This window comes from Collimonas sp. OK412, assembly GCF_900112135.1.
GTDB lineage: Bacteria > Pseudomonadota > Gammaproteobacteria > Burkholderiales > Burkholderiaceae_D > Collimonas > Collimonas rhizosphaerae.
This window is the reverse complement of record NZ_FOLC01000042.1, coordinates 1-24,930: the sequence shown is the minus strand read 5'-3', so window position 1 is coordinate 24,930 and position 24,930 is coordinate 1. Positions and strand designations below refer to the sequence as shown.

Here is a 24,930-nt window from a genome sequence, read left to right as displayed (position 1 = left end):
CGAATGGGGCAAGCGTATTTACGCGCGACGCAAGGAAACGGTGGAACGCAGCTTCGCCGACGCCAAGCAATTGCATGGTCATCGCTACGCAAAGATGCGTGGCTTGCGCAAGCTTGCCGAGCAATGTCTGCTGGGGGCTGCTTGCCAGAATATGAAGAAGATCGCGCTGCTGCTGGCGCGGCTTTTAGCTTCTTTAAACGTCCATTTCGACCGCACATACGCCTTGATGCGCCATTTCCTCTTGCATGACGCTTTCTTCTGCCGATCGCCTGTTTTTTAAGCCCACGCCTTAATTCGACCCACAAAAAATAAAACCCACCAAAAAATGGTGGGTTCGTCAGCAACCTGAAGCTGCGCAATGCGCAGCTTTTTTCATGATTCACAGGTCATTCAATTCCGGCTCATGATTTCTTTTCGCGCAGCAAGGCATGCAAGATGATCGCGCCGAAAGTCGCGGTGCCGATGCCGCCCAGGGAGAACTGGCCGAGCTTCAAGGTAAAGTCGCCGGCTCCCAGCACCAGGGTCACGGCCGCCACAATCAGGTTGCGGTTGTTAGAGAAATCAACCTTGTTCTCGACCCAGATACGCGCCCCTGACACAGCGATCAAACCGAACACCACGATCGACACGCCACCCAGCACCGCACCCGGAATGGTCTGGATCACGGCGCCAAATTTCGGCGAAAAGCCCAGGATGATGGCCAGGCAAGCCGCCACCACGAACACCAGCGTCGAATAGATCTTGGTGACCGCCATCACGCCGATGTTTTCCGCGTAAGTGGTGACGCCGGTGCCGCCGACGCTGCCGGAGACGATCGTCGCCAAGCCGTCGCCGACGAAAGCGCGGCCCATGTATTTGTCCAGGTTTTGCCCGGTCATGGCAGCCACCGCCTTGATATGGCCAAGGTTTTCCGCCACCAGGATAATCGCGATCGGCGCCAGCAAAGCCATGGCGTCGGCCTTGAATACCGGTGCGGAGAAATGCGGGATGCCGAACCACGCAGCTTGCGCAACGATGCCAAAATCAATCGGCTTGCCAAGACCCGCGCCGTTGGTCAGCAACGCATAAATCACATACGCCAGCATCAGGCCGACCAGTATCAGCAGCCGCTGCAGCATGCCGCGCGCAAACACGGCGACGCCGCCCACGCACAGCACCGTCCCCAGCGCCATCCAGGCGTCGAAGTTGTTGCCGCTGACGCCCTTTACCGCAATCGGCGCCAGGTTGAGCCCGATCACCGCAACGACCGCACCGGTCACCACCGGCGGCATCAGGGTCTCGATCCAGCGCGTGCCGATCGCCATCACCAGCAGGCCGATCAGCGCGTACAGCACGCCGCAGGCAATGATGCCGCCCAGCGCTACGCCGAGGTTGGGATTGAGGCCATGGCCGCCATAGGCGCTGACGGCAATCACCAGGCCGATGAAAGAAAAGCTGGAGCCGAGATAACTCGGCACCCGGCCGCCGACCAGCACGAAGAACAGCAAGGTGCCGATGCCGGACATGAAAATCGCCAGGTTCGGATCGAAACCCATGAGCAGCGGCGCCAGCACGGTCGAACCGAACATCGCGACAACGTGCTGCACCCCCATGGCGAAAGTCTGCGGCCATGGCAAGCGTTCGTCGGCAGCGATGACCTGGCCCTGCCCGTCCGCCATGCTGGCGCGCAGGCGCCATTTGGGAAAATAAGAAGCCGCCATGAATTTCCTCTCTGTATGTCGATTTACCTGCCTGCCGGCGCCGCATGAGGCGTAAGCCAGGCGCAACCGGCAGCGTAAAACGTATGATTGATTTTGTTTTTTTTACCGCAAGCTAGTGTACGAAGCCCGCCGCAAAATAACAATCGAGATCAGGAAAGAAATGTCTTGCGATTTGCATAAAAAAACACCGGCGCGATGGCCGGTGTTTTTTTGTCGCTAGTCCGATGCATTTACTACGGGAAGACAGGAAGATGCTTTTCCACTCCAGAGAAAGCGGCTTCCGGGTGACGCTTTTCAATCAACTCCTCAATCGCCGGCACCCGTTTGAACGGCACGTCGATCAAGAGCAGGATCTTGCCCTCGTCGATCCCGGCATGGAACGCCTTCAGGCGGGAATTAGGCAGCGCCGCAGCAGCCATCCCCGACATCCAGCTGCCGAGCACCGCGCCGGCCAAGGTCAGCGCCACCAGCGCCAGCCAGTTCAGGTGCACCCACTCCGGCGGGAAATACACTAGCCACATGCCCAGCAGCAGACCTATCACGCCGCCGGCCAGCAAACCGATCTCGGCGCCGTTGGCAAGGTCGGTTTTATGAAACACATTGGCCTCAGGCATATCGGCCGGCAGTGTGCCGTCCGCAGCCCAGAAGTGAATGTGCCGAATCCCCACCCTGGCCAGCAGCAGCTCGTCTAGCGTGCTGCGTGCGCTGGAAACGTCCGGCAACATGAAATATAGTCGTTGTCTACCCAACATGATGGCCTCCTATGACTGTGTATACACTCAGCATAGTCAATGGGAGGGGAATCCACAAAGGTTGATTGCCGCCTGGTTTGTCTAAAAATGCGACAATTCCCGTCCCGCCAACCAAAACGATGGAACCACCATGATTCTCGAATTAGCCGATATCCGCATCCAGCCCGGTAAACAACAGGAATTCGACGCCGCGATCCAGCGCGGAATCGAACAAGTCATCAGCAAAGCCAAAGGATTTGCCGGTTTCAAGATACACAAGGGAATTGAATCGCCGGAACGCTATGTGCTGACGATTTCCTGGCAGACGCTGGAAAACCATACCGTGGATTTCCGCGAATCGCCGGCCTTTGCCGAATGGCGCGCGCTGGTCGGGCCGTTTTTTGCCGTGGCGCCCACCGTCGAGCATTTCACGCTGTTGACGGAATCGCACTGAAGCACTGAATTCGTAGCTGGGAGATGTGACAAGGCATGCACTGTGTGAGCAGCAGGGCAACCCGGTCTGACGGCCAATGCCGGCGGGATGCCCGACTGCTACGCAGCGATAAAGACGAACTACTGCAGGGTACTGAAACTACTTCTTGCCGCAAACACTTGCAGCTTGCTTACTGCCGGCATCGCGCTGCCGTAATACCCGACGTGATGCTTAGAAACCCTTGATCCATGCTGCAGTCTGGGCGCTTTCACGGTCCAGGCGTTGCATGCGGTATTCCAGGTCATACAGGTCGACGGCTTCTGCCAGGTAAGCTTCCTTGCGTGCCGCTTCCGAACGCTCGTAGGCAGTGCCGACGCGCTTGAAAAATGCAGCGATGCTGGCCAGGACGCCGGCAGCTTGGGCTTGGGCCGAAGCAGCTGGACGGGAGATGCTAGAACTGTTGCTGATAGTCATTGTAGACATGATGTATTCCTCTTTCGTTTTGCGTTCACCGCAAGCCAATTGTTGCGTCGCACAACCAGAATAGCGTTTCCCCATCAATTATCCAATTTCGATTGCCAATAGCAGTTATCAGTTTTGTGAATTTAAGGGGCTAAAAGCCCTATTTTGGCTGGGCTTACGATTTGGCCTAAAGCGTTGTAAAACTGCTATACAGGCATGGAAAGATGCCTGTAAACTGCTGCACCTCCCTCAAGCATTTAGCCCTCCATGTCCACGCATACCTTCCTCTGGCACGACTACGAAACTTTCGGCGTCCAGCCGCGGCGTGACCGCCCGGCCCAATTCGCGGCAATCCGCACGGACGCCGAACTGAACGAAATCGGCGAACCGCTCATGCTGTATTGCCAACCAGCAAATGACTTCTTGCCGGACCCGCAGTCCTGCCTGATCACCGGCATCACGCCGCAGCAATGCCTGGAGCGCGGCGTTCCCGAATACCAGTTCGCGGCCCAGATCGAGAAAGCGTTTTCCGAACCCGGCACAATCGGCGTCGGCTACAACACGATCCGCTTCGACGACGAGGTCACGCGTTTCCTGTTCTGGCGCAACCTGATCGATCCCTATGCGCGCGAATGGCAGAACCAGTGCGGCCGCTGGGACATCCTGGATGTGGTGCGCACCGCCTACGCCTTGCGCCCCGAGGGCATCCAATGGCCGGTGAACGATGAGGGACGGCCGAGTTTCCGCCTGGAACACCTGACCGCCGCCAACGGCCTCAGCCATGAAGCCGCGCACGATGCGCTGTCCGACGTGCGGGCCACCATCGGCCTGGCAAGGCTGATACGGCAACACCAGCCACGGCTATTCGATTTCTGCCTGGCCCTGCACAAGAAAGACCGCGCCGGCGCTGAAATCGGTTTGCCGACGCCGCGGCCGTTCCTGCATATTTCCGGCATGTTCCCGGCCGAACACGGCTGCCTGGCCGTCATGTGGCCGCTCGGCGTGCATCCCACCAACAAAAATGAAATCCTGGCCTGGGACCTGGCGTTCGATCCAAGCGAACTGTTTTCCCTGGATGCGGATACCGTGCGCACCCGGCTGTTCAGCAAGGCTGCCGACCTGCCCGAAGGCGTAACCCGCCTGCCCTTGAAATCGGTGCACCTGAACAAATCGCCGATGGTGATCAATAAATTGCAAACGCTGTCGGCCGACATGGCGGCGCGCTGGGGCACCGATATCCCGCTGGCGCTGCGCCATGCCGAGATCGCGGCGCGGGCTCCCGACCTCAGCGGCTTATGGCGCCAGGTGTTCCAGCGTCCCGATGAGCCGGCCAGCGATGTCGATGAAGACCTGTACGGCGGTTTCGTCGGCAATAACGATCGCCGCAAGCTGAATGAATTGCGCGCCCTGCCGCCGCAAAAACTGGCAGCCGCCCGCATCAGCTTCGACGACCAGCGCCTGGAAGAACTGGCGTTCCGCTACCGGGCCCGGAATTTCCCTGAGACGCTGGCCGCGGAAGACCGGCAGCGCTGGGAAGAACACCGGGTGGCGCGCCTGTTCGACGGCGAAGGCAAGGCGCGCACGGTCGAGATGCTGTTTGAAGAGATAGACAAGCTGTCGGAATCGGCGGACGAGCGCGGCGAAGAAATTCTTGGCGCGCTGTATGACTATGCCGAGATGATTGCGCCGGCTCGCGAATAACACCCTGCCGCCGGCTGCAGCGAGGCAGTAAACACAAAGCGGGCCCCGGATGATTTTCGGTCATACGAAAATCATCCGGGGCCCGCGTACTTGCATTCAAATAACCGGCGCGGCGTCCCGCCCGGTTTCCTTGTTAATCCTGTGTTTCCGGCGCCAGCGCTGGCAGCGTTTGCGCATCCGCTTGCGGCAGCGCCTTCAGTTTCTGGATGAAATCGCGCATGGGCTGATTGATATCTGCGAATAGCGGATGGCTGCGATTTTTCAGCATCACTTCGGTAAACAGCTTCAAGCCCAGCGCCAGCGAAGCTGCAGCATCGGCGTCAAACTGGTTCTTGCTGCGCACCTTGTCGACGATCGTAAACAGATCGTCGTGGTTGCCGGTTTCAAAACCGATGGCGGCATGGGTCGGCTCGCCTTGTTTTGGCGTTGCCAGGTGCTCCAGGGTGATGCGGTAGCGGTGTTCACGCATAACTGCTCCTTCTTTCCAAACGACTTGCGGTTGCCTGATATGGCGATAACGCCTTGCTTCAGATGCGTTCGATCTTCACGGCTGCCAGGTCGATGGCGTCGACGATGGCGTGGATCTGGTCCTGGCTAAGCTCACCCTTTTCCAGCCGCGTATGCAATGCCATCCGAAAATTCTGGATCGCCCGCCGCAGCTCCGGCGCCGAACTGCCCGATGCGCGCTGCGCGGTTTCCAGGCGCTGTAGCGCCAAGGCCAGGGCTTCTCCGTTTTCAGCCAGGAACGCACTGCCTTCCGCCGTGATCCGGTACAGCTTTTTGCCGCCGGTTTCTGCTTCGATCGCCGTATAGCCCAGCTCTTCCAGCAGCGTCAAAGTCGGGTAGATCACGCCCGGGCTCGGGCTGTAGTCGCCGCCGACCAGTTCTTCGATGGCCTTGATGACTTCGTAGCCGTGGCGTGGCTTTTCTTGCAACAGCTTGAGGATCACCAGGCGCAGGCTGCCTTGCTCAAACATCCGTCCGCCGCGTCCGCCTTCACGCCGCCCGCCCCGTTCAAACAGGCCGCCGCCCCGATGTTGCCTTTCATGACCTTGATGCATGCGGCTGTGGTCGCAGCCTCTTCTATGTCCAAACATGTTTCTTCCTTATCTCATTGAATGAGATACTAAGATATATCTTAGAAACAGCTAAGTCAAGGACGTTTTGATGCCCAGAGGCGCGTTGCAAGAAATCTTCAACGCCCGCGCTTGGCCAGGTATTCCGGCTGGAACATGCACATGCGGATCGCGTCGCGATACACGCCATTGATGAAAAACTCGCTTTTCAACTCGCTTTCCAGTCCGAATCCGCACTTTTGGTAAATATGGATGGCTTTGTGGTTTTCCTTGTCGACATACAGGTAAAGCTTGTACAGGTTGAGCACGCAGAAGGCATATTCAATCGCCAGCCGGGTGGCGCGCTCGGCATAACCCTTGCCTTGCGCGCCGGGGGCGACGATGATCTGGAATTCGGCGCGCCGGTGGATATGGGTAATCTCGACCAGCTCCACCAGCCCCACCATTTCGCCGTTGTCGCTTTCCAGGATGAAACGCCGCTCGCTCTGGTCATGGACGTGCTGGTCGTACAGCTGCACCAGTTCGACATAAGCTTCATACGGCTCCTCGAACCAATAACGCATGATGTGGCTGTTATTGTCGAGCTGATGCACAAAATGCAGGTCGTTACGCTCCAGGGGCCGCAGTTTCAGGCCCGGTTGCACTAGGGTAGTCATCGGTTTTCTTTCTTATCGTGTTGCAAATTCCATGATTGGTGCTCAAGGCTGGCGCAGCGCTTGCAGGCGCGTCTGCGCCGATTCCAGCAAGTTGAAATCTTGCGGGAAATCGTCCACCTGGACGCTGATATCGCCGCAGTGCGCGAAATCGTGCAAGACCTGCTGCTCCGCTTCCGTGATATCGCCGCTGGCGGCAGCCGCCGTTATCCAGTGCAGCATCTCGATCAGGCTTTGCGGCAGAGGCGGCAGCGTGCCGGCCTGGATTGCCGGCTTGAGGCGCGCTTCGATCGCATTCACCTGCGGGATCAGCTGGAACGCCAGCTCGCCAAAAGCATGCGGCGATTGTCCGGTGCTCGGCATGTGCATGCCGGCGGTCAGGCGGTCGCGGCTGTCGCTGTCGGTTTGCATGATGCGGGCGACCGTGCTGTCCAGCGCATCCGACGGCAGCTTGTAAGGCCGTCCGAAAGGAAAGGCGATGAAACGCAGCAAGATGGCCAGCGCACGGTTCGGGAAATTATCCAGCACGCCCAGGTATGCCTCCTGCGCCTGGTGCAGGGAATCCTGTATCGCCCAATGCACGTAGGGCAAATCTTCCTGCGGGCGGCCGTCGTCCTCGTAACGCTTGAGCACGCTCGACACCAGGTACAGCTGCGACAGGATGTCGCCCAGGCGGCCGGAAATCCGTTCGCGGAATTTCAGGGAACCGCCGATGACAAACATCGACATATCGCTCAGCAGCGCGAATGCGGCCGACATGCGGTTGACCGCGCGGTAGAAATGGCGCAGCTCCACCGGCGCAGCGCTCGGCGCGCCGGGCAGGCTGCCGCTGGTCAGGCCTGCCAGCAGGGTGCGTGAAAAATTGGCGCAAACAAAACTGATGTGGGCGAAGAACGCCTGGTCGAAATCAGCCAGCGCCTTGCCCTGGTCTGCCTCGCCGGCAGCCGCCATTTCCTTCAGCACATAAGGATGGCAGCGGATCGCCCCTTGCCCGAAAATGATCAGGCAGCGCGTCAGGATATTCGCGCCTTCGACCGTAATCGCAATCGGCATCTGCTGGTAGCTGCGCGCCAGGAAATTATTCGGGCCCATGCAGATGCCCTTGCCGCCCAGCACATCCATGCCGGCGTTGACCAGCACCCGGCCACGCTCGGTCACATGGTATTTCGAGATGGCCGAAATCACGGAAGGTTTTTCGCCGGCGTCCACCGCCAGCGCCGACAGCCTGCGCACCGCGTCCATCAGATACAGGTTGCCGCCCATGCGCGCCAGCATCTCGTGTACGCCTTCGAACTTGCCGATCGGGATCTTGAACTGATGGCGCATCGCTACATAAGCGCTGGTGCCGCGCACCGCCAGCTTGGAAAAGCCGACAGTCGAGGACGGCAAGGAGATCGCGCGGCCGGCAGCCAGGCATTCCATCAGCATGCGCCAGCCCTTGCCGATCATGTCGCGGCCGCCGATCACCCAGTCGAGCGGGATGAACACATCCTTGCCGGAAGTCGGGCCGTTCTGGAATACCGCATTCAAGGGCCAATGGCGGCGGCCGGTCACCACGCCGGGATGGCTGGTTGGAATCAGCGCGCAGGTGATGCCGAGGTCGGTGCTGCCGTCGGCTGCCAGCAAATGGTCTGGATCATGCACCCGGAACGCCAGGCCCAGCACCGTCGCCACCGGCCCCAGCGTGATGTAGCGCTTGTCCCAGGTAATGCGGAAACCCAGCATTTCCTGGCCATCGTAGCTGCCTACGCAGACCACGCCGATATCCGGGATCGCCGCCGCATCAGAACCGGCGTAAGGGCTCGTCAAGGCAAAACACGGGATCTCCTCGCCGGCGGCCAGGCGCGGCAGGAAATAATCCTTTTGCACTTCGGTGCCGTACTGCAGCAGCAGTTCTGCCGGACCGAGCGAATTCGGCACCATCACTGAAATCGCCGCCGCCGAACAGTGCGACGACAACTTCATGATCACCTGCGAGTGCATGTAGGCCGAGAACTCCTTGCCGCCATACCGCTTGGGAATGATCATGCCGAGGAACCCTTTCTCCTTGACGAACTGCCAGGCTTGCGGCGACAGGTCCTGCCAGATCTCGGTGCTTTCCCAGTCGCTGACCAGGCCGCACAGCTGCTCGACTTCGTTGTCGAAAAAATCCTGCTCTTCAATCGTCAGTTTCGGCGCCGGCAGCTGCAGCAGCTTGTCCCAGGCCGGTTTACCGGAAAACAGCTCGGCGTCCCACCAGGTGGTGCCGGCTTCGATGGCATCGCGCTCGGTCTCCGACATGCGCGGCAGGATGCGCTGGAATATCTGCAGTATCGGGCGGCTGAGCAAGGTGTATCGTAGAGGCTTGATAGCCACGATCAAGGTGGGGATCACCATGAGCAGCAACAGCAGTACCGCTGCCAGCGCGCCGATCCCGGCAAACCGGAAACCGCCGCCTATCCAGAGCAGGATGGCCAGCAGCCAGATCCAGGCGCTCGCGCGCAACTGCATTAATGCCATGGCGCCGACCAGCAACGCTGCGATCCAGTAGAACATGTTGACTCCCAATTTGGCGGTTCATCGTGCGGCAAATCTTGAACATGCCCAGGCGCAAAACGGGGCGCGGCCATGAAGATAGGACAGGATTGAATGTGGAACGGGCGCGCCAGACAAATGCCGTACCTGACGACAGCACCCGATAATTCTTTAACCTTTGGTCACTGTTTGCTTGATGAAAGTTCACGAAAAGCAAATTTAAATGTTAAAAAACATTCACTTAGCCTTTTTTTGCAATTGCCCAAAGGCAACCAAAAAACAATGGATAGCCGGCAACATGCTACTCTTTGTAAATCTTTGTATCCGTTTGTCAACCTTACTATAGAATCGCGCGTTACATGGTATGTAAACTTGTGCCGCCTTATGAGAAAATCTAAAACCACCAGGCGTCGCAATTAACTCCCTACACCATAAATACCCAGTAGCCAGCGTGTAATCAGCCAGCAGGCGCAACCATCAATCTCTATCAGAAAAGTTACAAGAGCACACGCCTTTCATGAATAATTTAATGTTGATGACCGGCGCGACCGGCTTCTTAGGTGGCGCCAACGCAGTTGAGGCAATTCATCGTGGCCTAGGCAAGAATCTATTGCTGCTGGCAAGAGCGGAAACCCCGGCTGCGGCGCATGCCAGGGTTATCGAAAACCTGCTGCTGCTGGGTGCGAGCGCGGCCGACGTGGCGCAGATCGGGGTTGAACAAATCCTCTGCTGCGATTTGTCGGAGCTCGACAAGATCAGCGGCGACCCGCGCCTGGACCGGGTTTCGGTGGTCATCCATTCAGCCGCCCTGGCGACTTTCTCGAACCACCCCTTGCTCGAAACAATCAATGTCGACGGCACTCTGGCGCTCGGCAAGCTGATGCACCGACGGCCAGCCTTGAAGCGCTTCATGTATATCGGCACCGCCATGGCTTGCGGCGAAGGCGCCGGCATCAATGCCGTGGTGAAAGAACAGATCGACCTGCCGCTCGGCGACGAGCACCTGGTGGCCTACACGCGCTCCAAGGCAATGGGTGAAAAGAAATTGCGCGACATCTACCCCGACCTGCCGGTGGTGTATGTCAGGCCATCGATCATCGTCGGCCATACCGTGCTGGGCTGCGCCCCTTCGCAAAGCATTTTCTGGGTCTTCATGGTCTGGCAGCTGCTGGGCGCGCTGACCACCTCGCTCGACGAAAAAGTCGACGTGGTGCCGGTCGACTGGTGCGCCCAGGCCATCATCGACCTGGCCCAGAAAGAAACGCTGACCCACAACGTATTCCATATCTCGGCCGGCCTCGGCTCGTGCGTATCGTTCCGCGAAATCGACCTGGCGCTGGCGGCGGCGCGCGGCATCGAACCGATAGGCGCCACTTACAAGCAGATCACGCCGGACGCCATCCCGACCCTGTTGCCGCGCATGCGCGAATGCGTGCCGGAATGCAATGACCGCCTGCTGCTGCGCGCGCTCAAGCTGTATGGCGCTTTCGCCGGCCTGAATTATGTATTTGATAATGAAAACCTGCTGGCCGAAGGAATCCGTCCTGCCCCGCGGTTTACCGATTACATCGCGCTCTGCGTCGAATCGGCAAAACACATCCCGATTGCCGAACAGATGAAATGGGATTTCAAGTAGATTTTTTACAATATCTCACAGTAGTTTTACGTCTATATCTGTGGCTGTTCCGTTAGAATTGCCTACTAAAGTCAACGGGGGAAGCAGCCATGAAATGGGAAGGCAATCGGGAAAGTGACAACGTCGAAGATCGCCGCAGCGATGGTGGTGGAGGCGGAGGAGGCGGTTTCGGCGGCGGCCGTTCCATTGGCCTTGGCACGATCGCCATCGCGCTGGTGGCCTCGTATTTCTTCGGCATCAGCCCGACCACCGTACTGAGCCTGCTCAGCGGCGGACCGGTCAGCCAGCCGCAGTCGCAGCAAGCCCCAAATCCCAATCGCAGCGCGCAGCCTGAAGATCGCCAGACCAAATTCGTGCGCACGGTGCTGGCCGACACTGAAGACGTCTGGACCCAGATTTTCCGCGCCAACGGCAAGACTTATCCGCCGCCGAAGCTGGTGCTGTTTTCCGGCGCCACGCAAACCGCCTGCGGCACCGGCCAGACCGCTTCCGGCCCCTTCTATTGCCCCGGCGACCGCAAGGTATACATCGACCTCAGCTTTTATCAGCTGATGCAGCAGCGCTTCCATGTATCCGGCGAATTTGCCCAGGCTTACGTGATCGCCCATGAAGTCGGACACCATGTGCAAAACCTGATGGGCATCATGGACAAGGTCAACAGCGCCGAACGCCAGATGTCGAAAGCACAGGCGAACGCCATGTCGGTGCGGCTTGAACTGCAAGCCGACTGCCTGGCCGGGGTCTGGGCCTTCCACGCCAACCAGGCGCGCAGCATCCTGGAGCAAGGTGATGTCGAAGGGGCCTTGAACGCAGCTACCGCGATCGGCGACGACGCCCTGCAAAAACAGGAACAGGGATATGTCGTGCCGGACTCTTTCACCCATGGCACTTCGGCGCAGCGGGTGCACTGGTTCAAGCAAGGCGTCAGCAGCGGCGAAGTCAAGTCCTGCAACACGTTTGAAGTCAAAGCGCTTTAACCGCAGCCAACCCATAACCAGACCACGGGAATTCCATGACGATTGCTTACTGGTGCGTATTGATTGCCGGACTGATGCCGCTGTTTACGGTCGCGCTCGCCAAGCGCGGCCGTCCCGATTTTGACAATGCCGAACCGCGCGCCTGGCTGGAGCAACAGTCCGGACTGCGGCGCCGCGCCGATTATGCCCATCGCAATCATTTCGAGGCTTTCCCGTTTTTCGCCGCCGGCGTGATCATTGCGCAGCAAGTGCACGCGACGCAGAACATGGTGAATTTGCTGGCGCTGGTATTTATCGCCGCCCGCATCGTTTATACCGTCCTGTACCTGGCGGACCGCCCCAGCATGCGCTCGGCCGTGTGGACCCTTGCATTCCTGGCCGCGATCGGCCTGTTCGTGCTGGCCGGGCTGACGCATTAAACAGATAGACAGTGACACCATGCAGCATCAAGACACGATCCAACTCTTGCGCACGGCCTTAGGCGCCACGCAAAACAACGGCAGCACCGTCGCCGCCCTGTGCCAAGCCTGGCGCGCGCAAACCGCGCTGCTGTCAGCATTGCCGCCGCGTTTTGCGGAAGTCGCGGAAAATTTTCTCGGACGGCTGGAAGCCGGCAGCCTTTTCAGCGAAGAAAGCTGTTCGTTCAGCCAGCAGGATTTGCTGGACCATTTGCACGTCTGGCTCGACCAGGCGCAGCTGGCGCTAGAGCGCACTGCCAGCGCCTGACATTCATTCATCTACATCGGAATACCATGCAACAACTGGAACTACGCCTCAATAGCGACTACGTCGAACTCAATCAACTGCTCAAGCTGACCGGCGTGTGCGACAGCGGCGGCGCCGGCAAGGCGCTGGTCGCCAGCGGCGTGGTGGCCGTCGACGGCAAGATCGAGCTGCGCAAAACCTGCAAGATCCAGGCCGGCCAAAAAGTCACCATCGGCGATCTGCTGATCTATGTGCTGCCTCGGCGCAGCGCCGGCTGATTGATCACCCAATCAATTCGACGCAGCTTGATAAGTAGTCCGTCCTTCACTGAACCGCCCCGGCTTTGCCGAAGACTGCCAAGTTTGGCGCTACGCCGCGCAGGCGGGCAACGCCTGATTCAGGCAGTGAAACAAAGTGTTCTGGCAGGCTATGCTGACTGGGACACTTAAAACCATCGTTTCTGTTTTGTGGTAAAGGCAAAACAAGATATCTGCAGATCTTCTACATGGTGTAATCAATACCATAGTTGACGATGCTGATAACTTGCTGAATCCGCCACATTACGCAGCTTGTCTGATCGACTTCCACTGATAAAAAAAGGTTGTTCTTCCAACGTAAGCAGCGTCATTCCTGAAGCATGCCCCCTCCTTTTCGCCACCGTGTTCTTCAATTCCATCGTTGGACCGGCTTGATTCTCGGTGTGGTCATGGTCATGATTGCAGTCACGGGCGCCGGCATGATTTTCCGTCCTCAGCTCGATCCTGTCATCAATCGCGATCAGTTCGCAATAGCGGCTTGCCATGCGAATTTGCCGCTTGATACCCTGATTTCCAATGCACGTACGGCCAATCCGAATGGCGGCGCGCTCACTTATATACGACTTTACCCAGATACGAATGCGGCTGCGCGCATCCGCTTTAGCGATGACAAATGGGTGAACATAAATCCGTGTTCCGGCGCGGTGCTTGGGCAAGATAATCGTTACGGCGGTCTGTTCGGTACGCTAGCGCTGTTACACAGTTTCCACTTTGTGAAAAACGGCCACCTGATTGCCGGCACTATCACCCTTGCGTTTACGGTCATGCTTATCCTGGGCGGCCTCATGGCCTGGTGGTCCGGCAGGCCGCGCAGCAGCCGCAAATCCGTCGGCCGCACCTTTCCGCGGCATCTTCACCAGAGCACGGCGCTATATGCCAGCCTGATTCTTTTGACCAGCGCGCTCACTGGCTTGCCTCAAGCTTTTGAGTGGTGCCGGCACAGTATCTACCTGCTCACGGGGTCGCAATTACCTGCGCCAACGTCGCAATCGGCGGCGCCAGCCGGCGTCCGACGCTTGTCGGCAGAAGCAGTTTGGCAGCACGCGCAATCCGTGATGCCGCAGGTCCGGCAAGCGCAAATCCGGTTCTCCGAGAAATCTGACGATGCAATTGACATCAGGCTGGTCGGCAGCGACGCACCACATGCCCAGGCATTTTCCTATCTGGAATTGGATTCCTGCACCGGGAAGGTACTGCGTTTTATCCCTTACGCAAAAAACAGCCTTGGAGAAAAAATCTATCTTTGGGCCTTATCCATCCACTATGGCTGGGTAGGCGGCCTGTTCGGCCAACTGCTGCTGTTAGCCGGTGCGCTATCCATACCAGTGCTCGCCTATACCGGCATAGGCAGTTATCTGCGCAGGGAATCAAAACGTCCGGCCAAAAAAAGACTGTTATTGCACATTCGTAAAAAGACAATCGAAGCAAAAGGAATCTGTAGCTTCGAACTGGTCGATCCCGCAGGGAAAAAACTGCCTCGCTTCAGCCCCGGTTCACACATCGACGTCTATCTGCGCACCGGCCTGGTACGGCAATATTCCCTGTGCAACGACCCGCGAGAGCGATATCGCTACCAGATCGGCGTGCTCCGTACATCGGATTCGCGGGGCGGGTCGCAAGCCATGCATGACGATCTTGAAGAAGGTTCAGCATTGGAAGTCGGGATGCCAAGAAACCATTTTCCTCTTGTGCCTGCCGCCAAGCGATCGCTATTGATTGCCGGCGGCATCGGCGTGACTCCTATCCTGTCCATGGCAGAACAGCTTGCCAGCATAGAGGCCGATTTCAGCATGCATTACTGCAGCCGTTCATTGCTACACGCCGGGTTTCTTAATCGAATCAAATCGTCAATATATGCACAACGCGTGACATTTCACTTCAGCGAAGGCGCATCGTCCCCACGCCTCGACCTGCAGGCGTTACTCGCCGGTCCGGATGCGGTGACACATCTCTATGTCTGCGGCCCGGTCGGATTCATGGATGCAGTAATAGACACGGCGAAGAAGAATGGCTGGAGCAACGAGCGGCTGCACCGCGAATATTTTGCGAGTGAAATCGGCAATCCAGACCACAATGTCGAGTTCGACGTCAAGCTGGCTAGTACCGGAAGGATCTATCGCATCACTAAAGACAAATCCATTGTTGCCGCGTTGTCCGAAGCAGGCGTCTCGATACCAACCAGTTGCGAACAAGGCGTATGCGGCACTTGCCTGACCCGAGTACTGAATGGCGAACCGGATCATCGAGATAGCTACCTGAACGAAGAAGACAGGATGAAGAACGATCTGTTGCTGCCCTGCTGTTCTCGCGCTAAGAGCACCATGCTGGTACTGGATCTGTAGCCGACAATCTACGGCAACAAGCCGGGAAGACTAAAACGAATGGCAATCGCGATAAATTGCCCTGCGCGCGCACTTCCGATTACATTGCCGAAAGTAGTACTCAACTCAACCCGATCAGGTATCAGCACAGTGCGCAACCCCGCTTGATACGACGGTTTTCCTTTGTCCTCGCCATAAATTTCAGCGATCGACGTGACGCGGCGGGACAGCATTTTTTCCATTCCCATGCCCCAAGTCAAGCGTGCAGCATGCTGCGTGTTCGAATAAATGGCGCCTAGATTGACGTGCAGTAAAAACACATCGTCGGATAGCGATAGGGTGACCGGAATCTTGGCGTAAGAGTGCAAAACATTCTCTCTGCCACCCGCCTCCGTTTCTCTATCCGCTCCTGCAATCAAGCCAATCCCGACGTCATTGGTTTGCAGCTTTTTCAAGATGGTTTTAAGCTGGATCTGCGCATGCGCCATGTATGGACCTTGAATGTCTCTCTGCACAGCGCCCCCAGCGGCAATTTCAAGATTCCCGGTCGCGTTGCAAGCCGGCATGAACCAGCGTTCAGTGCGATCCCGGTTGAAACGCAGCCAGGATTCAAGCTGGCAGGCATGCGGCTCGACGATGGCGGCATCGTCTACATTCAGCGCTCCCGATGCCATGGCATTCGGCGACGCAACAACGCCAGATGCCAGCAATGCGCCGCTGGCCAGGATTTTCTTCATAGAGATAGCATGGCCGGCCGAACCGGCCAACCCGAAAAAATGGGAAATTCATGCTTAAAAGCGCCAGCCGCATTTTGTGCATTTGGCAGAAAACCGATAACGCCGCAGATTTATCCGAGCGTTACCAGGCTGGCACAGCAGCGCTGCAGTGAATGGAGCGCGATTATTTAGTCGTGAAGCTGGCGCTGACTTTTGTGGTCTTGTCTTTTAAAACCACCATCGCGACCACCTTCGAACCCGCTGGGATTCTGACTCCCCTAGCCTCAAATTTGTTGCCGCCGGCGGGCTTGAGCAAGGCTTCCGATTTGGCTCCTTTGCTGGTGATGGTCAGCTTTCCGCTCAGATCGGCGCTCGGCAGTTCGTCGTCGTCGTCCACGACGTACAACTCGGCTCCGTCTTTGCCCTGAACCAGCTCCAGCGACATGTCGCCATCGATCTGAATCAAGCCGCCATGTTCCGGTTTTGTGTTGCCGTGAGCATGTGCTGCGTTGAATGTCATGGACATGGCGCCCAACAATAATGAAATTGCAATCTTCTTCATGGAGTTACCTTTGCATAAAGCGGCGCCCTTGGACGGGGAGCGCCGAAAGCCCGATACCGGACAGGCCGGCAGTAAAACTGCCGGCCCGGACTGTTCATTATTCGGGGGCGTGCGGCAACACAAACGAAAGCGACGCCAGGTGTTCCACCGTATTCGTCTTCTTTGGATCTTCCGGCGGCGAATTGAAAATGGCGACGACGACATTCAGTCCTTGATTTCTGACTTTGATCGTCACAGTGCCGTCCGCAGATGTTTTTAGCTGCTCGCTGTCAGGATCGTTGATCCAGTCATGCAATACGCGCGCGCCTGCCACCGGCTTGCCTTGATACATGACGCGCAGCTTCATCGATTGCCCCAATAGTGCTGGCAGCGTTGCATCGACCGGCAAGATCTGCAGCGTTTGTCCCGGCAAGAGCGGCAAAGGCGCTGTCATTTGTCCACGAATAAGCACCGCATATTTGTAGTTCTGTTCACTGACGACGGCGTCGGGTACTTCGTCCTTCCCCTTTTTCAGCCATTTGCCTTCAGGTGTCTTGCTCCATGTGCCATTATCGAGAACCGCTGCCACCAGCGCCGGCTGGTTTTCCGTATCGACCAGGATCAAATGATCGGTTTTGATCAATGACGTCGGCACCGGCTTGCCTGTCGCATCGAATCCGGCAATGCTTTTCACCATGGAGAAACGCTTGACCATGTCGAGATCGTCTGCGCCGATGCCATACAGCAGCGCCAGTTGATTGTTGCGTTGGGCAAACCAGATGCCATGCGCATGCGTGGCCGCGCTTGCAAGCAAGCTTGCAGCTAAGGCTGCAGTCGTAACGAATTTGGTGATGTTGTTCATTTTGTCCCTCAAAGTTGGTTGATCAGGTTGGCTAAGAATTCAATAAAAACGACGTTTAAGACGGCACATAAAGTTTCTCGAAAAAGCCGCTGACTTTTACCTTTATCGTGACCGGTTTGTCGCTGTGATTACGCCAGAACCAGCCGTGTATGCCGTCAAACGGCGCGACAAAAGATCCCTGGTCGCCCGCTTGCTGTTTATCTTTCCAATAGCGCGTAAATTCCTTGCCGGCATTGGGCCGTTCGCCGTGCATGTCGACGGTGACTTTGCCGCCTTCGGCAGACCACGTATAGACGAAGTGTTCACCTTGGCGCATCAAGGCCTTAATCTCGCCGCCTTGATTTGGTTGCAATGTCAGAGACATTTCACTCTCATTAAATGGCATCTGGCTTTTGACCAAGGTCACTCCAGGTGCACCTGCGGACGCGGTTGCAGGCGGCGCAGGGCTAAGCGGTGCCTCCGCGCTATCGGCGCCTAATTTCTTTATCTGCAGAAGCTTGCCGATGCCGGTGATATCAATCCCGTACTCGGCAGGTAAAACAAAGGCGACCAGCGTGGCTGCCGCGGCGATGATGGCGATGCCGGTTGCCTTACGCAATTGCGGCAAGGTCGGTAGTGCTGCATTGTCGACAGGTGTCATGTCGGGATCCTTGGTGAATTCATGAAATAGCCAGTCAGCTGATAGCCAATCAAGATAAAACCGGCGGTCATCAAAACGACGTTGGCGGAAAAGGCCTGGCGCCGGAAATTTTCGGTGCGGCGCCAGAATCCCATCGCAATCATGATGGCGCTGAGAGCCAGCAATTGCCCCATCTCCACGCCGACATTGAAAGCGACGATATTCGGGATCAATCCGTCTTGAGACAGAGTCAGTTCTTGCAGCTTGGTAGCCAGGCCGAAACCGTGAAAGAAGCCGAAAATAAGCACGGCGGCCTTGGCATTCGGCTGAAAACCCAGGACCAGCTTGAACGCCCCAAGATTGTCTAGCGCCTTGTAGACGACCGACAAGCCGATGATGGCGTCCACGATATACGGATTGACATGGGTGCCTGTCAGCACGCCGGTCAACAAGGTGACGCTATGACCGATGGCAAACAAGCTGACGTAGGTGCCGACATCCTTCATCCTGTAGAGGAAAAAAATGACGCCGAACAGGAACAGCAGATGGTCATAACCGGTAACCATATGCTTGGCGCCGAGATAGATGAATGGCAGCAGGTGGATACCGGTGTTTTGTTCGATAAAGGTTTTATCTTCATCCGCCACCCCATGCGCAAAAGCATGGGATGCGGTGAACGCCAGAAGCAACAGAAGAGCGGGGATCAACACGCATTTGGCGATGCCGAGCCAATGCGTCTTTCGACCTAATAATTCTTGCATGCAAATTCTCCGGTGTGCATGATCAGTCAATAAAACTTGCGTCGGATATCATTCAATCTGCTTGAACAAGCGCTCCGCTGCGCGCTTGGGCGGCAGAGCGCCTTAAGCCAAGTCATTAGAATTTATATTGCGCCTTCAGTGTGATCGTGCGCTCCGTCCCGGGAGCAACCCAGAGCTGGCTGTAAGAGCTGGCGTAGTAAGTCTTGTTGAACAGGTTGTCGACGTTCAAGGAAATACGCAGCTTTTTGGTCGGTTTATAAGAGGCGATCATTTTGTAGGTGGTGTAGGCCGGCAATTTGAAATTGCTGCTTACAGCTACGTCACCGTTGCGTTCACCGACATAGTTCGCACCGCCGCCGAAAGATGCAACGCCGTCGCCAAGTTTGAAATCCTGAACCAGGAGCAGGTTGGCGCTGTTTTTAGGAACATCCGGCAACGCGCTGCCAACCTTGAACAAATTGTCTTTGGTGATTTTGGTATCGGTGTAGGCATACGCTGCGGTAAGACGCAGGTTGCGGACGATCTCTCCAGAGACGTCGAGTTCGACGCCCCTGCTTTCGACCTCGCCGGCAGCGACCGAGTAATTGGGATCCAACGGATCCACCGTCAGCACATTCTGTTTCTGAATCTTGTAAACCGCCAAAGTGCTGCTGAGTTTGCCGTTGGCCGCATCGTACTTTGTGCCGACCTCATAAGAACGGCTGCTTTCCGGGGCAAAAGGCAGACCGCCCGATGTAGTGCCGCTGCTTGGCCGGAAACCTTTGGATACGCTGGCATAGAACGATAGCGTCTTGAGCGGTTGATAGACGATACCGAAGCGCGGGCTGGTCGCATTGCCGGATTGCTCGGTATTGCGCAAGAAGCGCCGGTCATCGAAAGTCTGCGTGTAATTGTCGTAACGCACCCCGATCAAGGCCTTCCATTGCTTGGTAATATCGATCTGGTCTTGCGCATACAAGCCATGTGCGCGCTGCTTTTCCTTGGTGCTGATATTAAGCGTCATGGCCGCCGGCACGGATTGACCGTATACAGGATTGTAAATATCGATCGCATACGGAGCGGCCGCAGTTGGATTGGCGCGCATCAAAACGCGATCGTCGTCGAAACGATAGGCGTCGACGCCAAACAGCAGATTATTCACCACGGGTCCGGTTGCGACTTTGCCGAGTAATTCCAAGCGGCCAGAGGTATCGGTGGCCGAGAAATCACGCAGGCGGTGCTGCCGCCATAAGGTACGTCCATCGGCAAGCAATTTGCTGGCCTCTGTCGACAATCCCTCAAGCGAACTTTCGCGATAGGACAATCCGCTCTGCAGCGACCAGTCATCGTTGAATTGATGTTGCACAAACAATTGGTGGCCGAGCGACTTGATGGTTATCGGACCATCGCCAGGCTCACCGAGAAAGCGCGAGTTGGGAATCAGGCCGAGCCTTCCGTTAACTGCAAGGACGCCGCGATCAAACGGCGTTCTTTGCTGGACCGCCTCCATTTCATATGAAAGAGTGGTATCCGGCGAGATCATCCAGATAAAGGAAGGCGAAATTACATAACTCTCTGAATGCTCCGTGTCGCGAAAACTGTTGCCGTTTTGATAGGCGGCGTTAAGGCGGTAGGCAACCGTTTCACTGAGAGGACCGGTCAGGTCGACCGCGGTTCTGTAAGTACTGTAGTTCCCGACGGATTGCTCAATGGTTTGCGACGGCTGAAATAAGGGTTTCTTGGTCGTGATATTGACGGTGCCGCCTGGATCGCCGCGACCATACAGCGCGGAAGCAGGACCTTTCAATATCTCGACGGTGTTCGTATTGGCAGAATCGCGCTGGCCGTTGTAGCCGCGGCTGGAATTAAAACCATTCACCAGGAAATCGGAGCCGAAATTCGGATCGCCGGTGAATCCGCGCATGGCATAACTGTCCCACAGACCACCCAGATTGCTTTGACGAGCGATGCCGCTGGCCAGGTCCAAGGCATCGGAAAATTTGACGACGCCGACATCCTGCAACAGGTCGGCAGTCAATACGCGTGCACTCTGCGGCAAATCCATCAAGAGCGTATCGGTCTTGGTCGCACCGGTAGCGGAGATGCTGCGATACGGTTGCTTTTGGCCGACGACGACCACTTCCGGAGAACTATCGGTGTCAGCGGCAGAGGCTGCAAGCGGATAGGTAGCCGCAAGAAAAAGTGCGAGATGAAAACGTGGCGAGGCGTGCATGAAAACTCCCTGTTGGAATAGATATCGTGTGGAAGTCCGATTCCCTGCGGGACCGCGGTTCGCAAAAACATCGTCTTCTGGTATTGATTACAGCATGTCGAAATTACGCAGTTATCTTGTTTTCGGCATGTCACAGAACAGAAATATCTGTTTTGCCCGACCGAATCAGCATGCCGTGCCGAGATGAGCGCGCATGCGTTGAAACTGTGCAGATTCTTGTGAATCTCCCCAAGAAAGTGCGATTTCCTTAGCGGTTTCACCGTTTCGACTTCACTACTGATTTATTTTTTCCAAATGACGCCGACACAATATGCGCACACGCCATTGCAGCAATAAGTTTCCCAACGGCCTGCAAGCAGGCACGATAGAAAATGCTATATCACTGCATATTTTCAAAGAGAAAAGCCTGCTTTCCATTCAAAGAAAGCAGAATAATTCATAGGCGGGATTTAGAATAATCGAGCACTTCTTGCTATCTGCAACCCCTCCAACCAAACCAGGCCAACACCATGACGAATCCGACGGTCAATCCGAAAGTCCCGCTGTCATACGGCGCCAGCACATACACTACACACTCATCTGCAAAATCGGCCGCTGCATCACGCTCGCGGATAGCCGTAATCGATGTTCTTCGTGGCCTGGTGATGTTGATCATGCTGTTCGACCACGTGCGCGAGACAATTTATCTGCATATGCAAGTCAGCGACCCGATGGACGTCAACACCACCGAACCCGCCATGTTCTTCATGCGTCTTGCTGCGCACTTCTGCGCGCCGATGTTTGTATTTCTTACCGGACTGTCTGCGTGGCTATATGCCAACCCGTCGTCCGGAACGCCGCGTTCCGCCACGGGTTTCCTGGTCAAGCGCGGATTGCTGCTGGTAGTTCTTGAATGGACTCTGGTCACGTTTGCATGGTCCGGCGAATTCCCGCCATCGACCATCTACCTGCAGGTGATCTGGGTTATCGGACTGGCCATGATCGTGCTTGCCTTACTGCATCGGCAGCCGCGCTGGCTGCTCGCTTCTATTGGCTTGGCCATAGTGTTCGGCCACAATCTGTTAACCTCGCTGAGCTTCGATCCCGGCAGCGTCGGTTACTACCTGTGGACGCTGCTGCTGCATCGCGGCTATCTGGTGGCCGACGGTGCTGTCAAAATCAAGGTCACCTATCCCTTGCTGCCGTGGATTGGCGTGATCCTGCTGGGTTATGTCGCCGGCCCGCTGTATGCGCAAACCGTGGCAGCAGCCAGCCGCAGGCGACTGCTGGTAATCGTCGGCATTATCTGCCTGGCGCTGCTGGGACTGCTGCGCGGCTTCAATATTTATGGAGAATCGCTGCCCTGGGTGCAGGGCGAGGATTTTGTGCATACGCTCATGTCGTGGTTGAACTTCACCAAATATCCGCCATCGCTATCGTTCCTGCTGCTCACTCTGGGCACTGGATTAATATCGCTGGCCTGGTTCGAAGCCATCGATAACTGGTTCACTCGCGTATGTGCAACTTTTGGCGGCGCGCCGATGTTTTACTATTTGCTGCACCTGTACGTATTATTGATCCTGCAGCATCTTCTGGTCGCCATTTTCGGCGCAAACCATGGCGCGCGCTTTGGCGTCGATCATTACTGGATAGTATGGCCGACAGCCTTTGCATTGATGCCTCTGCTGTATTTTCCCTGCCGCGCATTTGCCCGATTCAAACGGGTATCGACACAGAAATGGGTGCGCTACTTCTAGGTAGGCGCCGCCGTGATATGAATCGTTCCCGCTGAAACCGGGAACGATTTTTTTTGCAGCTGAGAATTCAGATAAGGAACGCAGGCAAGAATCGAGATGTCATCATTGGACGGGGGAATCCGTGCCAGTTACATCGCCGCCGGCAGGCAAGAAAACCATCGGAATGAAAAATCGCTAATATCGAGTGTGCCGGTTGCCAGTAGAAAGCGCGCTACGCTGTCCTTCGCCACCAGAACAGAAAATGACTCCCAATGCTGGCCGCACTGGATCTGCAAGGCGACTTTGCTGTTGTCTGGAGCGCCAAATTCGCCATAATCGCGCAGGCGCCGATCGGCCATATCTCCTGCAGCGCTGACAATGCGGGATGACGACCTGAGCTGTCTGGCCAAGGCAATGTCTTTGTCATGCGGACCGCAGACATTTAACGGCGCACCGCGCTCATCCGTGGAACGCAAGTCCAGCAAAAAATCAACAGTGTCGATGATCGGGCGCATTTGGCGCGCGCGTCGCAATTCGATCGAATCGATCGCTGTATCGTCGAGCATGCACGGATCCCACAAGCGACCAAAATCCTGATCGACATATTTCGACGCATAAGGATTTGCGCGATCGAAGCGCAGATAGGCGTCGATATTGGCGAACGCTAACGTGAGCCGGCCGCACCGTGGCCGCACATCCAGATCCAGCAACGCCTTCACCGCAATCGCGCCGCAGATTTGATTGCCGCCGGCAAGGGCATTGATCATGGTATGCGGGCCCGGCAAGCGGGTATCGAACGAATATACATAAGGGATTCCAGTGTTGCCTCTGGCATAGCGCCGGATATCGGGAAGATCGATTTCGATCGGATAATCGTTGAGGTGATTTGGAATGGCAATCATGTCGAATCAACTTTTGGGATAAATGACCGATTCGGAATCGCGCTTGCATCAGCCAAGCGCCTGGTTGATCATGGCGTACTGATGCAAATTTTTATCAAGTAGCGGCGGCTCCCCCCTTGCCATTGTGACGACGTCACGCACCGGCATCAATCCAACCCCGCTCAGCCATGGACTCATATCACCGGCCAGCGCGACATCGATGCGCATGAAAGCGCCGGCGTGCGAACCCGCCCAATGGCTGATCAAGGCTTTGGCGCGAGCAATATCTGGAGCAATCACCGGCCCGATCGCATAACCTTGACCGAAACGGCGCAATACAGCGCAACCGACCATCTGCTCATAACTCTCGATGATGACCCCACCCTCCGCCGATTCCAGCAGCGCCGCCATCACGGTACCGCGCGGCATGCCTGCGGCGCGGCTGCTGAGGGCCGCAATCTTGATCTTGTCGCTGGCGCCGATTGGACGGATTCTGTCGCCCGGAACGGACAGTGCGACCTGCGATTGAATCACTGTCCCTTGATGCTGGCGAACCTCACCAAATGAGGTAAATCCAAGCTGTTCGTAAAGTGGCCGACATTGCGGCGAGGAGCTGAGCAGGATAGTACGGTCGCCGATTTCCGTCAGCACATGGGATAGCAATTGTCGCCTTATGAGCTGGCCTTGGCAGTCCGGCGGCACAATCACCATGCCGAGAGAGGCATATTCCTGGCCATGCCCCCAGCACATCGCCGTGCCGATTACACCGTCTTTACTTTCCGCCACAAAGCCGGTGCCGAGTCGTTGGACAAATTGCCAGTCGGCCAACCGATGCGGCCAGCCGGCCGCCAGCGACAACTCATGTGCAGCCGCCGCATCTTCTGCGGTAAACCGGCGGTATCTGACATTGCTATTGGCGATGTGCTTTTTCACTGAGTACTCCTGCAATTTCGGACTTGATTTCGAGTGATGTAGAGAGGGTTGCCTTGTAAAGAAATATTTCGTTCGGTAAATCTGTTCTTTGCTTCAAATTTTTATATCGAATCAGGGACCTTATTCAAGGTATTGCTCATTGCCGACGATGCCGATCTTGGTGACGCCCAGCCGCTGCGCCGACGCCATCACGGCGGCCACCGACTTGTACTCCACCAGCTTGTTCGGCCGCAGGTGCACTTCATCGATATTGCCGCCCGCGACCACCGTCTTCAAGCGGTCTTCCAGTTCCGCGCGGTTCGCCATCGGCACACCGTTCCACATCACGGTTCCTGTCGGATCGATGTCCACCGTGTCGACCACCGGCAAGGCCAATGGCGGCGGCGGATTACCGGTCGGCATGTTCAGCTTGATCGCGTGATTCTGGATCGGGATCGTGATGATCAGCATGATGATCAGCACCA

26 protein-coding genes are annotated in these 24,930 nt (G+C 56.7%); 10 read left to right on the top strand and 16 right to left on the bottom strand.

The genetic code is table 11. The annotated features are described in order from the left end of the window. Positions 1-280, top strand: a 280-nt coding sequence (locus tag BM062_RS26065; RefSeq protein WP_254785100.1) for a transposase, incomplete at its 5' end; no start/stop codon positions are given. Positions 281-401: 121 nt separating this feature from the next. Here BM062_RS26065 and BM062_RS24135 read toward each other — a convergent pair. Then, positions 402-1,700 carry a solute carrier family 23 protein gene (locus BM062_RS24135; protein ID WP_092402081.1) on the bottom strand — a complete coding sequence of 433 codons (1,299 nt, stop codon included), beginning with the start codon at positions 1,698-1,700 and terminating at the stop codon, positions 402-404. 233 nt (positions 1,701-1,933) lie between these two features. Next, entirely contained in the window at positions 1,934-2,452 is a 519-nt protein-coding gene (locus tag BM062_RS24130) for a DUF1269 domain-containing protein (RefSeq protein WP_092402079.1), read from the bottom strand. 130 nt (positions 2,453-2,582) lie between these two features. Between BM062_RS24130 and BM062_RS24125 the strand changes: the two genes are divergently transcribed. Continuing rightward, the gene (locus BM062_RS24125; RefSeq protein WP_092402076.1) at positions 2,583-2,885 is read left to right on the top strand and encodes an antibiotic biosynthesis monooxygenase family protein; all 303 of its coding nucleotides are present in this window, start codon (positions 2,583-2,585) and stop codon (positions 2,883-2,885) included. A 210-nt stretch (positions 2,886-3,095) separates the two neighbouring features. Here BM062_RS24125 and BM062_RS24120 read toward each other — a convergent pair whose 3' ends face one another. Then, positions 3,096-3,338 carry a DUF3563 family protein gene (locus BM062_RS24120; protein ID WP_139220185.1) on the bottom strand — a complete coding sequence of 81 codons (243 nt, stop codon included), beginning with the start codon at positions 3,336-3,338 and terminating at the stop codon, positions 3,096-3,098. 255 nt (positions 3,339-3,593) lie between these two features. Here BM062_RS24120 and sbcB point away from each other — a divergent pair, with 255 nt between their 5' ends. Further along, a complete protein-coding gene (gene sbcB / locus BM062_RS24115; RefSeq protein ID WP_092402070.1) occupies positions 3,594-5,027 on the top strand; it encodes an exodeoxyribonuclease I in 1,434 nt (477 codons plus the stop codon). Positions 5,028-5,160: 133 nt separating this feature from the next. Here sbcB and BM062_RS24110 read toward each other — a convergent pair whose 3' ends face one another. The 4 genes from BM062_RS24110 to BM062_RS24095 all read right to left on the bottom strand — a co-directional run bounded on the left by BM062_RS24110 (position 5,161) and on the right by BM062_RS24095 (position 9,291). Further along, positions 5,161-5,496: a DUF3861 domain-containing protein gene (locus tag BM062_RS24110; protein WP_092402067.1), complete on the bottom strand. Its 336-nt coding sequence runs from the start codon at positions 5,494-5,496 to the stop codon at positions 5,161-5,163. 58 nt (positions 5,497-5,554) lie between these two features. Beyond that, positions 5,555-6,124, bottom strand: a complete 570-nt coding sequence (locus tag BM062_RS24105) for a PadR family transcriptional regulator (protein ID WP_092402064.1) — start codon at positions 6,122-6,124, stop codon at positions 5,555-5,557. A gap of 98 nt (positions 6,125-6,222) precedes the next feature. Beyond that, entirely contained in the window at positions 6,223-6,759 is a 537-nt protein-coding gene (gene speG, locus BM062_RS24100) for a spermidine N1-acetyltransferase (protein ID WP_092402061.1), read from the bottom strand. A 42-nt stretch (positions 6,760-6,801) separates the two neighbouring features. Further along, complete coding sequence (locus BM062_RS24095; protein WP_092402058.1) at positions 6,802-9,291, bottom strand: acyl-CoA dehydrogenase; 2,490 nt, start codon at positions 9,289-9,291, stop codon at positions 6,802-6,804. Between the two features lie 496 nt (positions 9,292-9,787). Between BM062_RS24095 and BM062_RS24090 the strand changes: the two genes are divergently transcribed. The 6 genes from BM062_RS24090 (at position 9,788) to BM062_RS26290 (ending at position 15,247) form a co-directional block, all read left to right on the top strand. Beyond that, entirely contained in the window at positions 9,788-10,906 is a 1,119-nt protein-coding gene (locus BM062_RS24090; RefSeq protein WP_092402055.1) for an SDR family oxidoreductase, read from the top strand. Between the two features lie 89 nt (positions 10,907-10,995). Then, positions 10,996-11,883: a KPN_02809 family neutral zinc metallopeptidase gene (locus tag BM062_RS24085; RefSeq protein ID WP_092402052.1), complete on the top strand. Its 888-nt coding sequence runs from the start codon at positions 10,996-10,998 to the stop codon at positions 11,881-11,883. Between the two features lie 35 nt (positions 11,884-11,918). After that, positions 11,919-12,302, top strand: a complete 384-nt coding sequence (locus BM062_RS24080) for an MAPEG family protein (RefSeq protein ID WP_092402048.1) — start codon at positions 11,919-11,921, stop codon at positions 12,300-12,302. A 19-nt stretch (positions 12,303-12,321) separates the two neighbouring features. Continuing rightward, positions 12,322-12,609: a hypothetical protein gene (locus BM062_RS24075; RefSeq protein WP_092402045.1), complete on the top strand. Its 288-nt coding sequence runs from the start codon at positions 12,322-12,324 to the stop codon at positions 12,607-12,609. A gap of 26 nt (positions 12,610-12,635) precedes the next feature. After that, positions 12,636-12,866 (top strand): RNA-binding S4 domain-containing protein, encoded by a 231-nt coding sequence (locus BM062_RS24070; protein ID WP_061539267.1) that lies wholly within the window; start codon positions 12,636-12,638, stop codon positions 12,864-12,866. A gap of 359 nt (positions 12,867-13,225) precedes the next feature. Beyond that, positions 13,226-15,247 carry a PepSY domain-containing protein gene (locus BM062_RS26290; protein WP_092402042.1) on the top strand — a complete coding sequence of 674 codons (2,022 nt, stop codon included), beginning with the start codon at positions 13,226-13,228 and terminating at the stop codon, positions 15,245-15,247. A gap of 8 nt (positions 15,248-15,255) precedes the next feature. Here BM062_RS26290 and BM062_RS24060 read toward each other — a convergent pair whose 3' ends face one another. The 6 genes from BM062_RS24060 to BM062_RS24035 form a co-directional block, all read right to left on the bottom strand. Next, a complete protein-coding gene (locus tag BM062_RS24060) occupies positions 15,256-15,963 on the bottom strand; it encodes a hypothetical protein (RefSeq protein ID WP_139220184.1) in 708 nt (235 codons plus the stop codon). A 163-nt stretch (positions 15,964-16,126) separates the two neighbouring features. Continuing rightward, the gene (locus BM062_RS24055; RefSeq protein ID WP_092402036.1) at positions 16,127-16,504 is read right to left on the bottom strand and encodes a hypothetical protein; all 378 of its coding nucleotides are present in this window, start codon (positions 16,502-16,504) and stop codon (positions 16,127-16,129) included. A gap of 97 nt (positions 16,505-16,601) precedes the next feature. Next, on the bottom strand, positions 16,602-17,345 hold the full coding sequence (locus BM062_RS24050) for a DUF4198 domain-containing protein (RefSeq protein ID WP_092402033.1): 744 nt from the start codon (positions 17,343-17,345) through the stop codon (positions 16,602-16,604). Between the two features lie 55 nt (positions 17,346-17,400). Further along, positions 17,401-17,985 (bottom strand): hypothetical protein, encoded by a 585-nt coding sequence (locus tag BM062_RS24045; protein ID WP_092402030.1) that lies wholly within the window; start codon positions 17,983-17,985, stop codon positions 17,401-17,403. Then, on the bottom strand, positions 17,982-18,725 hold the full coding sequence (locus BM062_RS24040) for a HupE/UreJ family protein (protein WP_092402027.1): 744 nt from the start codon (positions 18,723-18,725) through the stop codon (positions 17,982-17,984). The genes BM062_RS24045 and BM062_RS24040 overlap by 4 nt, the downstream gene beginning before the upstream one ends. A gap of 115 nt (positions 18,726-18,840) precedes the next feature. Further along, positions 18,841-20,937: a TonB-dependent siderophore receptor gene (locus tag BM062_RS24035; protein ID WP_092402024.1), complete on the bottom strand. Its 2,097-nt coding sequence runs from the start codon at positions 20,935-20,937 to the stop codon at positions 18,841-18,843. Positions 20,938-21,446: 509 nt separating this feature from the next. Between BM062_RS24035 and BM062_RS24030 the strand changes: the two genes are divergently transcribed. After that, on the top strand, positions 21,447-22,673 hold the full coding sequence (locus tag BM062_RS24030) for an acetyltransferase domain-containing protein (RefSeq protein ID WP_092402022.1): 1,227 nt from the start codon (positions 21,447-21,449) through the stop codon (positions 22,671-22,673). 128 nt (positions 22,674-22,801) lie between these two features. On the opposite strand, the gene BM062_RS24025 is transcribed toward BM062_RS24030, so the two are convergent. The 3 genes from BM062_RS24025 to BM062_RS24015 all read right to left on the bottom strand — a co-directional run. Beyond that, positions 22,802-23,554 (bottom strand): M14 family metallopeptidase, encoded by a 753-nt coding sequence (locus tag BM062_RS24025; protein ID WP_092402019.1) that lies wholly within the window; start codon positions 23,552-23,554, stop codon positions 22,802-22,804. A gap of 48 nt (positions 23,555-23,602) precedes the next feature. Continuing rightward, positions 23,603-24,466: a GNAT family N-acetyltransferase gene (locus tag BM062_RS24020; RefSeq protein ID WP_092402087.1), complete on the bottom strand. Its 864-nt coding sequence runs from the start codon at positions 24,464-24,466 to the stop codon at positions 23,603-23,605. Between the two features lie 120 nt (positions 24,467-24,586). Then, positions 24,587-24,930: ExbD/TolR family protein (locus BM062_RS24015; protein ID WP_139220183.1), on the bottom strand; the 344-nt coding region annotated here is incomplete at its 5' end.